General features: G+C 36.7%; 15 protein-coding genes and 1 rRNA gene. 11 read left to right on the top strand and 5 right to left on the bottom strand.

Annotated elements, in window-relative coordinates:
• The first annotated feature begins 102 nt into the window (after window positions 1-102).
• A 5S ribosomal RNA gene (gene rrf, locus A6B43_RS04160) occupies window positions 103-218 on the top strand.
• A 264-nt stretch (window positions 219-482) separates the two neighbouring features.
• Here the strand turns inward: rrf and A6B43_RS04155 are convergent.
• The 5 genes from A6B43_RS04155 to fkpA are packed head-to-tail and all read right to left on the bottom strand — an operon-like array spanning window position 483 to window position 2,913.
• On the bottom strand, window positions 483-749 hold the full coding sequence (locus A6B43_RS04155) for a DsrH/TusB family sulfur relay protein (RefSeq protein WP_176672528.1): 267 nt from the start codon (window positions 747-749) through the stop codon (window positions 483-485).
• Between the two features lie 8 nt (window positions 750-757).
• Window positions 758-1,129 carry a sulfurtransferase complex subunit TusC gene (gene tusC / locus A6B43_RS04150; RefSeq protein ID WP_124211716.1) on the bottom strand — a complete coding sequence of 124 codons (372 nt, stop codon included), beginning with the start codon at window positions 1,127-1,129 and terminating at the stop codon, window positions 758-760.
• Window positions 1,129-1,482 carry a sulfurtransferase complex subunit TusD gene (tusD, locus tag A6B43_RS04145; RefSeq protein ID WP_124211715.1) on the bottom strand — a complete coding sequence of 118 codons (354 nt, stop codon included), beginning with the start codon at window positions 1,480-1,482 and terminating at the stop codon, window positions 1,129-1,131. The genes tusC and tusD overlap by 1 nt, the downstream gene beginning before the upstream one ends.
• Window positions 1,482-2,138, bottom strand: coding sequence for a helix-turn-helix transcriptional regulator (locus tag A6B43_RS04140; RefSeq protein ID WP_124211714.1), 657 nt, complete (start codon window positions 2,136-2,138; stop codon window positions 1,482-1,484). Before A6B43_RS04140 ends, tusD begins: the two co-directional genes overlap by 1 nt.
• Before the next feature lie 58 nt (window positions 2,139-2,196).
• On the bottom strand, window positions 2,197-2,913 hold the full coding sequence (fkpA, locus tag A6B43_RS04135; RefSeq protein ID WP_124211713.1) for an FKBP-type peptidyl-prolyl cis-trans isomerase: 717 nt from the start codon (window positions 2,911-2,913) through the stop codon (window positions 2,197-2,199).
• 82 nt (window positions 2,914-2,995) lie between these two features.
• Here fkpA and A6B43_RS04130 point away from each other — a divergent pair, with 82 nt between their 5' ends.
• The 10 genes from A6B43_RS04130 (at window position 2,996) to A6B43_RS04085 (ending at window position 14,770) form a co-directional block, all read left to right on the top strand.
• Window positions 2,996-3,220 (top strand): SlyX family protein, encoded by a 225-nt coding sequence (locus A6B43_RS04130; protein ID WP_124211712.1) that lies wholly within the window; start codon window positions 2,996-2,998, stop codon window positions 3,218-3,220.
• Between the two features lie 38 nt (window positions 3,221-3,258).
• The gene (locus tag A6B43_RS04125) at window positions 3,259-3,945 is read left to right on the top strand and encodes a thioredoxin domain-containing protein (RefSeq protein WP_124211711.1); all 687 of its coding nucleotides are present in this window, start codon (window positions 3,259-3,261) and stop codon (window positions 3,943-3,945) included.
• A gap of 2 nt (window positions 3,946-3,947) precedes the next feature.
• A complete protein-coding gene (gene mtnN / locus A6B43_RS04120; protein WP_176672527.1) occupies window positions 3,948-4,640 on the top strand; it encodes a 5'-methylthioadenosine/S-adenosylhomocysteine nucleosidase in 693 nt (230 codons plus the stop codon).
• Between the two features lie 253 nt (window positions 4,641-4,893).
• Window positions 4,894-6,225 carry a 30S ribosomal protein S12 methylthiotransferase RimO gene (gene rimO / locus A6B43_RS04115; protein ID WP_124211709.1) on the top strand — a complete coding sequence of 444 codons (1,332 nt, stop codon included), beginning with the start codon at window positions 4,894-4,896 and terminating at the stop codon, window positions 6,223-6,225.
• Between the two features lie 33 nt (window positions 6,226-6,258).
• Window positions 6,259-8,316 (top strand): UDP-glucose:protein N-beta-glucosyltransferase, encoded by a 2,058-nt coding sequence (locus A6B43_RS04110; RefSeq protein WP_170152443.1) that lies wholly within the window; start codon window positions 6,259-6,261, stop codon window positions 8,314-8,316.
• 221 nt (window positions 8,317-8,537) lie between these two features.
• Window positions 8,538-8,651 (top strand): LPS translocon maturation chaperone LptM, encoded by a 114-nt coding sequence (gene lptM, locus A6B43_RS04105; RefSeq protein WP_124211707.1) that lies wholly within the window; start codon window positions 8,538-8,540, stop codon window positions 8,649-8,651.
• 62 nt (window positions 8,652-8,713) lie between these two features.
• Window positions 8,714-9,964: a diaminopimelate decarboxylase gene (gene lysA, locus A6B43_RS04100; protein ID WP_124211706.1), complete on the top strand. Its 1,251-nt coding sequence runs from the start codon at window positions 8,714-8,716 to the stop codon at window positions 9,962-9,964.
• 310 nt (window positions 9,965-10,274) lie between these two features.
• On the top strand, window positions 10,275-11,105 hold the full coding sequence (locus A6B43_RS04095) for a ChaN family lipoprotein (protein ID WP_124211705.1): 831 nt from the start codon (window positions 10,275-10,277) through the stop codon (window positions 11,103-11,105).
• Between the two features lie 45 nt (window positions 11,106-11,150).
• Window positions 11,151-13,439, top strand: a complete 2,289-nt coding sequence (locus A6B43_RS04090; RefSeq protein ID WP_170152442.1) for a TonB-dependent receptor domain-containing protein — start codon at window positions 11,151-11,153, stop codon at window positions 13,437-13,439.
• A gap of 23 nt (window positions 13,440-13,462) precedes the next feature.
• Window positions 13,463-14,770 carry a cell envelope integrity TolA family protein gene (locus A6B43_RS04085; RefSeq protein ID WP_124211703.1) on the top strand — a complete coding sequence of 436 codons (1,308 nt, stop codon included), beginning with the start codon at window positions 13,463-13,465 and terminating at the stop codon, window positions 14,768-14,770.
• Window positions 14,771-14,790: the final 20 nt, after the last annotated feature.

Here is a 14,790-nt window from a genome sequence, read left to right as displayed (position 1 = left end):
AGCTTGTTTTTAGAGAAATAAAGAAGAGACTATGCGTTACATCGAGTAATAGTAGAATAAGTAACGTGATAGAAAAAAGAATAGATAGATGGAAAGAATTTTCCTGATGGCCAGAGTGCTGTGGTCCCACCTGACTCCATACCGAACTCAGAAGTGAAACGCAGTAATGCCGATGGTAGTGTGGGGATTCCCCATGTGAGAGTAGGGCACCATCAGGGTTTTATAGATAACCCCAAGGTTGAGAGACCTTGGGGTTTTTGCTATGGGGAAATAATTAAAGTAATAATAGGCGTGTTTTATAAGCAATATCAAAACAAAAAGTCTGAAGAAAAAGAACAGACTTTTACAAAACAAATCAACTTGCTTTAATAAATAACCTCTTCACAAATAAAGTAATAATTATGAATTGCCCGCTGAATTGAAGGGATAAAATTCTTAAATCCTATCGCATTTATGTTACGACTAACACTAATTTATCTAGATTATAGGGCAACTTGGGGAAAGAATTTTTCACTGATTGAGATAAACTCAGATAACGTGATTGTTTTAAACGGAACAGTTAATCCTCTTGCTTTTATATCGTTTTCAAGTACAAAAACATTAGAAATATTGGCAAAAAGATTGGGGAATTTAACCGCTTGTAGCACACCGTTTTGCCATAGGACTAACGCATCATTATCGGTAATTTGATGAAGTAATTGAGTGAGTTCATTAGGGGCATAATTGGCTTGTGAAAGGGTGTAGAGCATATATTTCCTTAGAACGTGAGAATTTTTTCTGCTTGCTGAAGAATATCAAAAATATGTTGTTGTGGTACAAATTGTAGATTGTTTAATAACCATTTAGCATTGGATAAATTTCTCGTTTTGATGCTATCTTGGCAGATAAAGCAGTGATTTAGTTCATATAATTCAATGAGCTTGAATGTAGAAATATGATCTTTTTGTAAAATATTTTCAGGAAGCTGATTTGCTAAAAGATTGAATATCCCATCATTTAAAAAACAAATAGCGAGTTGTTCTTCATTACAAAAAGCACTGGCAGCTAATAATACATCAAGCCCTTCTCGGCTTGTTGCTGTACCAAAAGGTGGCTGTGTAAAGAGAATGGCAAGTTTATATTTTTTCATTAGAGTGTGAGTAAGCGGTCGGCTGTTAATAATGCTTGGCTAAATTCGCCAAGTCCCGCAAGGGTAAATCCATTTGCTAGACTATCTGGCACAATGCCACGTCGTTGGGCTGCACTTATACATAAATGTAGAGATAAGCGGTGAGTTTTGGCTAATTTTTGCCATTTTTCCATTAAATTGACTTCATCATTAGCTGGTTCGACAAAGCGGTTACCGTTATTGACTCCATTTTGAAAAAAGAATATTTGGCTAATATGATGCCCAGCTAAGAGTATTTCTTCGGTCAGTTGATAGGCTAAAAATGCACTTTGCGTGCCGTAAACATTTCCTTTTACTGCAATAACATAATGCATTATTCACTGTCCTGTTTGATTTGTCGAATATAAAAATAGATGGTATGACGAGAAATATCTAAACGTTTTGCCACTTGGTTAATAGTATCCTTAATATCAAAAATTCCTTTTTCAAACAGGCTAGTTACAATATGGCGATTTTTGTTATTATTTGCAATGTTACGGTCGTTTTGAATTTCATCAATGGTGCTATCAATCGTTTGAAGTACAAGTTCTTCAACGGAGCTTGCGAAATTAACTTGATGATCGGTTTCTTGTGGTGCGATAAAATGCGATAGAAACTGCGACATAGGGACATCAAGATTGATATTGATGCAGATTAGCCCGATTGTTTTTTGTTTAGGATTACGAATTGCAATAGTAACAGATTTCATTAATCCCCCACCTTTTGCTCGAGTAAAGTAGGGTTTTGATACACTATTATTTTGCATATGGTGCAACGACTTTAGTGCTCGATCGGTAATGGGTGAACCAATTTTGCGATTAGTATTGTGTCCGTTTACAATGTAAATTGCGGAGTGTTCTAAGGATTCTAATGAGTGTAAAACAATTTCGCAATGTTTGCCAATTAAAGCGGCAATACCATCTGCAACGGCAAAATAGGATGCAAGTATAGCGTGATCTTCTTCAGAAAAGCGATTTAATTTAGAACTCATATTATTATAGTGATATTAGTTAGGATCAGGGTACAAATATGTACCCTGATGCGTTAGATTACTTAGTTGGTTTGAAATCTAAAAGCTCAATTTCAAAAATAAGTGTAGAATTTGCAGGGATTTTTCCTGCTGGTCGATCACCGTAAGCTAATTTTGGTGGAACGACGAGTTCCATTTTTCCACCTTTTTTGAGCATTGGGATTGCTTCTACCCAGCCTGGGATCAGTTGGTTTAACTGAAATTCAATAGGCTCTTTGCGTTCATATGAGCTATCAAATACCGTACCGTTAGTTAAAGTTCCTTTATAATTTACTTTAACGGTATCCGTTGCTTTTGGTGATTCTCCTTCACCTGCTTTTTCAATGCGATATAAGAGACCAGAGTCTGTTTTTTTCACACCAGATTTTTTCTCATATTCTGTACGGAATTTATCGCCTGCTTCGGCATTGATTTTTGATTTTTCTGCTTGGATTTTATTTTCTTGGGTCATTAAATATTTATCTAATGCTTCAAGCTGTTTTTTGAGATCTTCTTCGGTTAATTTACCTGTTTTTTTCAAGGTGTCTTGCACGCCAGCTAAAATACGGTCTTGATTATAGTTAAAAATTTCTTTTTGTGATTTCATCACATCTTCGATATTTTTTCCCATTAATACGCCCACAGCGTAAGATGATTCATCAACAAATTTTGTATCAGCTTCTTGTGCAAATACGGCTTGCGAAGTGAAAATGGTACTCGCAATAAGAGCAAGGGCAGAAAGTTTTACTTTTAACATAGATTTTCCTTGATAAAGTGTACAAAAATAAAGGTGGATAGGGTAAAGTGTATTCTTTTTTAATACAACTACTTTTCGTAATATGCCAACAAATATTGAGAATATACTCACACATTTAACGGAACTAGAAACCAAAATTACTTTCCAAGAGCAAACGATTGAAGAATTAAATCAAGCCTTGGTTGATCAACAATTTGTGTTGGACAAAATTCAACAGCAAGTCCGTCATCTTGCAGAAAAATTGCAAGGCGCACAAGGTAGCAATATTGCTAGCCTAGTAGAAGAAACACCACCACCGCATTATTAGGCAATGGGTTAGTATTTTTGTTCAATTTGAGTTACATAATGAAATTATCTTTTTTATCTGCATTCATTTTCGGACTAGTATTCGCTGTATCTTCTGTTCAAGCGGAAGACAAGCGGGTAGATCCGCAAAAGACTTTGCAAAACGAACCGCTGTTTAAAGATGGCAAAGGTTACTATTCTTACAAACAAGCCTTAAATATCCCTTTACCTAAGGGGAAGGTACTTATTCAGTATTTTTATAAATATGGTTGCCCAATTTGTTTAAATGCCGATGATTATTTAAAACAATATGCTGAACGGCATAAAGATACCGTTGTGTTACAGCGAAGTCCTGCTTTTGATAAAGGGGAATTATTTACCGCACAAATGAATGCAGCATTTAATGTATATGGAAAACCGGAGCTTGCGGATAAGTATTTATTTGATAGTGCAAATCGTAATAAAGGAAAGCGTTTAGTAGAAAATGATGATGAAATTAAACGTTGGCTTACCCAAAATTCCATTGATATTAGCCAATTTCATCAGGTTTTTATGTCAGGAAAGGTAAAGCAACAAATTGAAAAGGATAAGGCATTATATTTTACTTATTCACCACCTGTAGTTCCGATTGCAGTATTAAATGGCAAATATATACTTATTCAAAATACGTTATACGATGATGATTATACGAATACTGTATTAGATTTTTTAGTGAATAAATTACAACAAGAACAGGAGAGCAAATAATAATGAGAATTGGCATTATTGGTGCAATGGCACAGGAAGTTGAAATTTTGCGTAGTTATATGCAAGAGCCTAAAGTAACAGAAATAGCAGGTTGTACTATTTATGAAGGGCGTATTAACAATACGGAAGTAGCATTATTGCAATCAGGGATTGGTAAAGTTGCCGCTGCTGTGGGTACAACGTTGTTATTGCAATTAGCTAAGCCTAATATTGTGATAAATACTGGATCAGCAGGCGGTTTAGATGCCAGCTTAGAAGTGGGGGATATTGTGATTTCCACAGAAGTTCGACATCATGATGTTGATGTAACTGCATTTGGCTACGAAAAAGGGCAGTTGCCTGCTAATCCCCCTGCATTCTTACCCGATGAACAGTTAGTTGAAGTTGCGTTAAAAGAGAGCCAAAAAATGGGCTTAAATGCAGTCTCTGGGCTAATTTGCAGTGGCGATCTGTTTGTAAATGGGGCAGAAATGATAGGTAAGATCCGTTCAGATTTTCCTAATGTTGTTGCTGTGGAAATGGAAGCCGCAGCGATTGCTCAAGTATGCCACGCTTTTGGTGTTCCATTTGTTGTTATTCGAGCAATTTCAGATGTGGCAGATAAAGTTTCCCACCTTTCTTTTGATGAGTTTTTACCTTTAGCAGCAGAAAAATCATCAACAGTCGTATTGACGGTGCTAAATTGTTTGGATTAGGTATATAACAAGCGGTCTGTTTCCGCTATTTTTTGTGATAGCTTATTTACGGCAGAAAATTAAAATGAGATATAAAACCGCTTTCGAGCGGTTTTCTTTTTTCAAGAGTTTGTAAAAGTAAGTAGAATTATTGGGCTTTTTATCGCTTTCTATTTGCAAATTTTGTACAATCCCCATTCTTTTAACCTATTGAATTTGAATAGGTTGTTTTTTTCAATTTGATTACTTTATTATTTTTATTTGAGATTTTTTTATGAGTACCGCACCAAATATCGGTTTTATTAGCCTTGGTTGTCCTAAAAATTTAGTGGATTCTGAGCGTATTTTAACGGAATTACGTTCCGATGGTTATAATATTATTCCAAGCTATGAAGGTGCAGATTTAGTTATTGTCAATACGTGTGGATTTATTGATAGTGCAGTGCAAGAGTCATTGGAATCCATTGGTGAAGCGTTAGAAGCAAATGGTAAAGTGATTGTAACGGGTTGTTTGGGGGCTCGTGAGAATCAAATTCGTGAAGTTCACCCAAAAGTGCTTGAAATTACAGGGCCACATAGCTATGAAGCGGTAATGAAACACGTGCATAAATATGTGCCAAAGCCTGAATATAGTCCTTATGTGAGTTTAGTACCGAAACAAGGGATAAAATTAACCCCTAAGCATTATGCGTATTTAAAAATTTCAGAAGGTTGCGATCATCGTTGCACGTTCTGCATTATTCCGTCTATGCGTGGTGATTTAGATAGTCGTTCTCTTGTCCAAATTCTTGATGAAGCAAAACGTTTGGTTGATTCAGGCGTTAAAGAAATTTTGGTGGTATCGCAAGATACTTCCGCTTATGGTTTAGATAAGAAAAAAGAGAACGCTGCGAAAACAGTATTTTGGAATGGAATGCCGATCAAAAATGATCTGATGACATTATGTGAGAAGCTAGGATCGCTTGGTGCGTGGGTTCGTTTACATTATGTTTATCCATATCCACATGTGGATAACCTTATTCCATTGATGGCAGAAGGAAAGATTTTGCCGTATTTAGATATTCCTTTGCAACACGCTAGCCCTAAAATTCTCAAGGCAATGAAACGTCCAGGCTCTATCGAACGTACTTTAGAGCGGATCAAAAAATGGCGAGAGATTTGCCCTGATTTAACACTTCGTTCTACTTTTATTGTTGGATTTCCAGGTGAAACAGAAGAAGATTTCCAAATGCTATTGGATTTTTTGCAAGAAGCACAATTAGATCGAGTGGGTTGCTTTAAATTTAGCCCAGTAGATGGTGCAGTTGCGACAGAAATGCAAGATCAAGTACCAGAAGATGTGAAAGAAGAGCGTTTTCATCGTTTTATGCAGTTGCAACAAAAAATTTCTGCTGACCGCTTACAACAAAAAGTGGGGAGAACATTGGCGGTAATTGTCGATGAAATTGATGATCAAGGCATTATTGGGCGTTCAATGGCGGATGCTCCAGAAATTGATGGAATGGTCTATATTGATAATCCAGCAGGTAAAGCCATTGATGTTGGGCAAATTATTTCAGTAACCATAACCCACGCAGATGAGTATGATCTGTGGGGAATTTGTTAGTTTTTATTTTAGTATATTCAAGGGACAAAAATTATGTCAGATCAACAACCGAGTGTTATTCGCTTTGAACAGGCAGTAAAAGCGAAGGATTATGAATTATCTTGTACTGAGTTGTTAAATATTTTAAATAAATTAGACTCTAATTTTGGTGGTATAGGTGGAATTGAATGTGATTTTCCATCAGCCTTAGCTAATTTAGATCAAGATAAAGTTGTGCATTTTTGTACTCGTGTTGCCGTGGCTGTTACAGATCTCTTTAAAGATCCTGGCTTATCGCTTTCTATGGAAGGTGCAAAGCGTTTCTTAATTTTACAACGTTGGTTAGCCTTAGTTTTTGCGAGTTCACCATTTGTGAATGCAGATCATATTCTTAAAACTTATAACCGCAATCCTGAGGCAAGTGGTCAAGAAATACATTTAGAAGCAACAGAATCTGCGCTTATGAAATTTTGTGTGTTGTATTTCCCTGAATCAAATATCCCCCTTAATTTAGATGCGATATGGGAACTTTCTCCTGATATTTGTGCTTCTCTTTGTTTTGCTTTACAGTCGCCTCGTTTCATTGGTACGCAAGCAGCATTTTCAAAACGTGCAGCTATTTTACAATGGTTCCCTGAAAAATTAGCCACATTTTCGAATTTGAATACCTTACCGAGTAATATTTCTCACGATGTGTATATGCATTGTAGTTATGATACTGCGGAAAATAAGCATTTGGTCAAGAAAAGTTTAAACAAAGTAGTACGTAATCACTTATTGGAACTAGGTTGGGAAGATTGTGATGTTCGCAAAATTGGCTATAAAAATGGTAAACCTGTTATGGTTGTGTTACTTGAACACTTCCACTCATCTCATTCTATTTACCGTACGCATTCAACCTCAATGATAGCGGCTCGTGAACACTTTTACCTTGTGGGCTTTGGTAGTGATGCCGTTGATGAAGCAGGAAGAGCTGTCTTTGATGAATTCCATTTATTAAATGAGAATACAATTTTTGAGAAATTGCTCCAGCTTAAAGCATTTTGTGAGCAAGCTCATCCAGCCGTACTTTATATGCCAAGTATTGGTATGGATTTAACGCCAATTTTTGTAAGTAATACACGTTTAGCACCTATTCAAGCCATTGCTCTAGGGCATCCTGCAACGACACATTCTGATTTTATTGAATATGTGATTGTAGAAGATGATTATGTTGGATCAGAATCGTGTTTTAGTGAGAAATTATTACGTCTACCAAAAGATGCGTTACCTTATGTACCATCGGCATTAGCACCAACATCTGTAGACTATCGTTTCCGTGAGAATCCTGAAGTTGTGCATATTGGTGTTGCTTCAACAACGATGAAGTTAAATCCGTATTTCTTAGAAGCATGTAAAGCAATCCGTGATCGTGCGAATGTGAAAGTCCATTTCCATTTTGCCTTAGGCCAATCAGGTGGGGTAACTCACCCTTATGTTGAACGTTTTATTAAGAGTTATTTGGGTGATTCAGCGACGGCACATCCTCATTCTCCTTATGAAAATTACCTCCGCATTTTATATAACTGCGATATGATGGTGAATCCGTTCCCATTTGGTAACACGAATGGCATTATTGATATGGTAACTTTAGGTTTAGTTGGTGTATGTAAAACAGGCCCAGAAGTTCATGAACATATCGATGAAGGCTTGTTTAAACGTCTTGGCTTACCAGAGTGGTTGATTGCTCATACTGCTGATGAATATGTTGAGAGAGCAGTGCGTCTTGCAGAAAACCACGAAGAACGTTTAGCACTTCGCCATCATATTATTGAGAATAATGGTTTACAGGCATTATTTACGGGTAATCCAAAACCGATGGGGCAAATCTTATTGGCGAAATTGGTGGAATGGGCAGACAATAACAACGTTGTATTAACATTAGAGAATAATACAACGCCAGTGGTTGAACCCAAAGTAGCTAAAGAGTATAAACCTAAAAAAGAAGTTAAGGTGGTTGTGAAAAAAGCAGAAGATAAAAATGCGAAAAAATCACCAGCAAAGCCTAAAGCAAAGGAGAAGAAAGTTTCTCCGTTAAAAGAAGTTGCTAGAAAACTTAAAAAGACAAATTAAAAGTAAATAAAAAAACCGCCGAATTAGGCGGTTTTTTTATTCGGCATAAGCAGTAGGACAAGTAGAAATAATGTTGAAATTTAATCGATTATTAATGTTTGTCGGAAGGCATAACATGTGTCGCAAAATAGTAAACAACCGTATTTTTAGTATAGAGTGTTTTTTAGCATAGATTGTTGCGAGGTTCTTCGTTACAATCATAAAAAATTTGGAGAATTGATATGAAAAAATTAGTTTTAATTGCGTTACTATCTAGCCTATTTTTAACCGCTTGTGGAGTTAAAGGCCCGCTTTATTTCCCAGAAAATACGCCACAATCACAAAATACTCAGTAGATCTAGCCGCTTGTAAGCGGTGGGATTACCTTCTAAATTTACATTTTTTATTTGCAAATACAATGGATTATTTTAATTATAAAAATCAACAACTTTTCGCAGAAGATATCGCTGTTGCCAATATTATTCAGCAATATGGTACACCTGCCTATATCTATTCCCGAGCAACCCTCGAACGCCATTGGCACGCTTTTAACAAGGCTTTCGGCTTACATCCTCATTTAGTCTGTTTTGCTGTCAAATCTAATTCTAATATAGCTTTGTTAAATGTAATGGCTCGGCTAGGATCAGGCTTCGATATTGTTTCTCAAGGGGAGCTGGAGCGAGTTATCGTAGCAGGTGGCGATCCTGCTAAAATCGTTTTTTCAGGGGTAGCAAAATCGCATCAAGAAATTGCTAGGGCATTGGAAGTCGGTATTCGGTGTTTTAATGTAGAGTCGTTATCTGAATTAAAACGTATTAACCAAATCGCTGGTGAAATGGAAAAAATTGCACCAATTTCTTTGAGAGTAAATCCTGATGTTGATGCGCATACTCACCCTTATATTTCCACAGGGTTAAAAGAGAATAAATTTGGCGTGAGTGTTAACCACGCTCGTGAGGTTTATCGATTCGCTCAAACATTATCCAATGTAAAAATAGTGGGAATGGATTGTCATATTGGTTCACAACTTACGGAGTTACAGCCATTTTTAGACGCAACTGACCGCTTGTTGGTGCTAATAGAACAGCTTCAGCAAGACGGTATTATGTTACATCATCTTGATCTCGGTGGTGGTTTAGGCGTTCCATATAACGATGAAACTCCTCCTCAACCAGTGGAATATATCTCTGCGTTATTAGCGAAATTACAGGCTTATCCACAGTTAGAAATTATTATTGAACCAGGGCGAGCGATCACTGCCAATGCAGGTATTCTAGTAACTAAAGTGGAATATTTAAAACAGAATGAAGATCGCCTATTTGCGATTGTCGATACAGGTATGAATGATATGATTCGTCCAGCGTTATATCAAGCCTATATGCAGATTATTGAAGTTGATCGCACGTTGAACCGAGAAAAAGCCATTTACGATGTTGTTGGTCCAATTTGTGAAACGTCCGATTTTTTAGGTAAACAACGGGAATTGGCGATTGCCGAAGGGGATTTAATTGCCGTGCGTTCGGCTGGTGCTTATGGGGCAACGATGTCTTCAACCTATAATTCCCGTCCACAAGCGGTTGAAATACTGGTTGATGGTGATAATGCTTATTTAATTAAACAACGCGCATCGTTTGCAGACTTATGGCGATTGGAAAGCCTAATTCCGTGATTATAGTTAATTGAGCAATTTACTTAGCTTCTTCTAACAAATTAGTGAAAATAAGAGGTGTGTGAGCCGTTATTGCCCAAGAAGGTTTAAAATCCTAGTTATTTTGATTATTCAACCCACAAAAGAGTAAATTTTTTTGTGGATTTTCTTTATTGTTTTTCACGTTCTTTTTAATCACAGCCTATAACTGTCGGCTTAATAATCAATTCTAATTATTGATTGAGATATTTACTGCCCTTTAAACTTTCTGTATTTACATTTGTCTAAATAAGATCAATAATAGGAATGATTTTCATTTATTGGTTTTAAGATGTTGTTTTCTTCTTTAAAATGGGTCAAAAAAATTGCGTTAGGGGCAGTATTAGCAGGGCTAATGGCGTGTCAATCCTTAGATGTTTCTCAAAAACGTATTTTTCACCCACAAACTAACCGCTATCTTACTCTCTCTGAGTTTGTGCAGGAAGTTCAAAATACGCCGATGATTTTACTCGGTGAAAAGCACGATAATTCTATTCATCATCAGGCAGAAATCGCCTTATTCCAACAACTTTATCAAACGGGCAAGTTGCACAGTGTCGCATTAGAAATGCTACCAAGTTCTCAACAGGCGGACATTGATCACGCCTTAGGATTACTTCGTCAAACCCCAAATGTAAGTAATTCAACGGTAAAACAAATATTACCGTGGACAGAAAAATGGGACTGGTCACAATATGGTGATTTAATCACGGCACTGAGTAATAGCAAAGTACAAGTGCTTGGCGGAAATTTAGACCGTAGCGAAATTGAAACATTATTTCGTGGAGCATATCCGCTAAATGGTAACCGTTCTACTCAGCCAGCGATTAAGCAACGTATTGCTAAGGCGATTGCCCAAAATCATAAAATTGATCCCAATGATCAAACCATTCAAACAATGGTAACTATTCAACAATTCAAAGATCGCCGAATGGCAGAAGCATTAATTAAAGGTAATAAATCAACTCTACTGATTGCAGGTAATTTTCACGTTAATAAAGCAGTGGGGATCCCTGTTCATTTGGCTGATTTAGGAAAACATCAGTTTGTCGTTATCAGTTTGGCGAAGCAACTTGATGATATAAATGCAAAGGAAAGTGATTATATTTGGCTATTGCCTTAAGTGTTATCTAATTTTTAAATGAAATACAGTAATAATGAGGAAAAGATGCAGTTAAATCGAGTAACAAAAGGGATTTTATTTGCTTGTGCGTGTATGACAAGCGGTCAGTTATTGGCAGAAAATAGTAATAGTGAATCAGTCACAGATGAGTTGCAGTTTGATACTTTGGTCATTTCAGCTCAAAAAGTAACGCCAAAGCAACAAATGTTTGGTACTGTTGGAGCGGTGAGCTCGGTTGGTGAAGAAAAGCAGATGCGAAGTTTAGATAGTGTCATTCGAGCTTTGCCAGGGACATTTACCAATATTAACCCAACGCAAGGAACGGTTTCAGTCAATATTCGTGGATTAAGTGGTTTTGGTCGTGTAAATAGTATGATTGATGGTGTTCCGCAGACCTTTTACGGAACATCATCAAATTCGTCCAGTCGTTACCATCAAGAAGAGGGTGGATATGGGCCTAGTAGCTCTTTTGGAGCGATGATTGATCCTAATTTCTTAGCGAGAATTGATATTAAACGAGGCGGATCAAATCACGGTGCAGACGGCATAAATGCGTTAAGTGGTAGTGCAAATATGCGTACTATTGGGGTTGATGATGTGGTTATGGAGGGCAATCGTGTAGGCGTGCTTTCAAAATTATCTTACGGCTCAAATGGTATTGGCCCAAATGGAATGTTGGCACTTGGTGGAAAATATTCTCTTGCTGAGCATAACACTCTAGGAGCATTTTTTGCGTATAGTGGGAGTAAAAGTAAAGCTAATTATAAACGTGGAGATGGTAGTTATTCAGGAGAAAATGATTATGTTCGCCGCTTAGATCAAAAGCCTGAATCGTGGTTAAGTAAAATTGAATGGAATACGGAAGCGCAAAAATTGCTCTTAACAGGGCGAGGTTATCGTAACAATGTTGGCGGACGTGATACTAAAAATAAAAGCTATGCGTTGGATTATGAATATAACCCGACATCTGATCTAGTAAATTTGAAATTATTAGCATCAACGAACCGAAGCGATCAGATCTATCACGATGATGCCAATATTTGGTTGCTCACTAAAGCAAAAACCAGAAACCAAGCAGATTATATTGATCTCAATAATAGCTCTATATTCCATTTTGGTGAAGCCGATCTCTCTTTAAATTATGGGGTTAATTTATTAAAAAATAAATACGTTAAAAATGCCACAGGGATTGATCAGGATAATGAAGTGTATACGCCATTTGCTCCGAAAGGTAAACAGTCGTTACGCAGTGGTTATATTACATCTGATTTAAACTACAAAGACTTTGGCGTAAAAGCAGGGTTGATTTATACGGATTCAGTAACACGGGGTTATAAACCGCCTTGTGATGTTTCTAATATCAATAATACAATCATTCCGTCTAACTGCACACCTGTTGGCGCTGCACATATGAAGTTGACAGCAAAGGCATTAATGCCATCTATTACTTTCTCTTATAAAGTGAGTGATTGGTTTGAACCTTTTGTGAGTTATAGCCGTTCAATGCGAGTGCCAAATATTCAAGAAATTTTCTTTAGTAATGAGGGCGCTGGTTCAATGAATCCATTCTTAAAACCAGAATATGCTCGCACTGTTGAAGTAGGTTTTAATACTAAAAAAGAAAATGTATGGGTAAATGATGATTTCTTAGGTATTAAATTAGTCGGCTATCAACGCCAAATGAAAGATGAAATTTATAGCGATTCATTCTATATGGATCCAAATATTGGTTTAACAAATAAATTAACAGATGATGTTTTACCTTCTTTCCATGCACAAATGTATCGTAATGCTCTAGACAAATTAAACCATCGAGGCGTTGAATTAGACTTCAATTACGATGCGGGTTTTGTATTTGCGAATTTAGCCTACTCTTATCAAAAATCACAATTACCACCTGATGTTACTGCAACGGTTAGTACAGGTTTTGGTACTACAAGTGTAACAGAAATGCCGAAGCATACAGCGACATTAACGCTTGGTGGTCGTTTATTAGATAAAAAGCTGGAGCTTGGTTCTACCTTTAAATATACGGGCAGATCAAAACGTTATTTACCTAGTGGGCTACAAGTAGAAGACTCTGATTTATTACAAGAGCTGCCGAAAATGCCTATCATCATAGATTTTTACACAACATACCAACTTAATAAAAACGTGTTGTTAAAAATGTCGGTTCAAAATCTGATGAACCGTAATTATGTCGATGCACTTAACTCATTAAATTCAACATCTTCCCAATTAACTGGGGTTGATTCTAATGATAATTATGTTTATTCATTTAGTAATGCGGCACGTGGACGGACATATTTAGTTGGTGCAGAGATTCGTTTTTAATTTTTTAACTTAAAGGAAATATTATGAAAGTAACACAATATCGTTTTGTTCCAACCTTAATGGCAAGTGTATTAGCTGTTGCTCTTGTTGGTTGTTCTTCAAGTGGCTCATCTTATTCACCAGATCACGTTGCAGATAAAGCTAAACAAGAAGAGCAAAAAGCAAAAGAAAAAATTGCTCATGAGCGTGCAGAGGCAGAAAAAGTTAAAGCAGAAGCGGATAAACAAGTGAAAGAGCAGGCAGAAAAAGCTCATTTAGAAGCTGAAAAGGCAAAACAAGAAGCAGAAAAAGCTCGTGTAGAGGCTGAGAAAACTAAGGCAGAAACAGATAAGAGGGCAAAAGAGTTAGAAGAAAATGTGCGTTTAGAAGCGGACAAAGCAAAAGAAGATGCAGAAAAAGCACGTTTGGAAGCTGAGCAAAAAGTTAAAGAGCAAAAATTAGCTTGGCGTCATTATGAGGTAATTAGTTCAAATGATGGTGGTTATAAATATGAACCTACTAAATTGGCTGGAAAAGAAGGCGTTTATTACTCTTCAGGCCCTATTGTATTATCAAAAGGCGGTAAAGCAGTAAAATTAGATAACTCAGAGTTGCAATATGATAGAGATTTCTTAAAAAATGGTGAGCTTGATTCGAACAAGGTTCAACATCTTGAGATTACAGATACTGATGGCACAGTATTAGGTAAGTTCCAATTTGTAAATCAAGATTATTCAAGTTATGCAACTTTTGTATCAGCTAAACCATCTAATCAGTATGGTAGTATTGATAAAATTGAACCTCTTGCGTTTTATACAGCAAAATTATCAACAGAATCTCAGCTAGCACAGCAAAAAGGTACTTTTGACTACAATGGTAAAGCAATTGGTTATCAAGGGGGGGTAAAAGGTGGAACACCAACACAAGAAGCTGTTGCTGATGTTCATTTTGAAGTTAATTTTGATACGAAAAAAATTAAAGGGGAAATGACAAACCGTTTTGACGGACTGACTAAAAATGCGTTTGGTTTAACTAAAGGTTGGGATAAAAATGATGATCCTATTTATTATCCAGAGCACAATGACCCTACTCGCTCACTGATTTTGAAAGAAACTGATATTAAAGTAGAAAATGGTGTTGTTGGCTTCGGTCATAACGGTGTCGTTGATAGCAATGCTGGGATTATAGCTGGTGGTAAATTACGTGATGTAACTGACTACGGCGGTGTATTTGCAGGCCCAAATCTTGAAAATATTGTTGGTCAGATTGGTGGCGGTGAAGAGCGTATTATGTTCGGTGCAACAAAAGCTGATGCCCCGAAAACAGAAGCTTCTAAAGGCGAACAGAAGTAGTTTTTAATGTTTAAACAAGC

The organism is Vespertiliibacter pulmonis (assembly GCF_013377275.1).
GTDB classification, from domain to species: Bacteria; Pseudomonadota; Gammaproteobacteria; order Enterobacterales; family Pasteurellaceae; genus Vespertiliibacter; species Vespertiliibacter pulmonis.
Note: the sequence above shows the minus strand (reverse complement) of the source record. Positions and strands in the feature narration are given on the sequence as shown.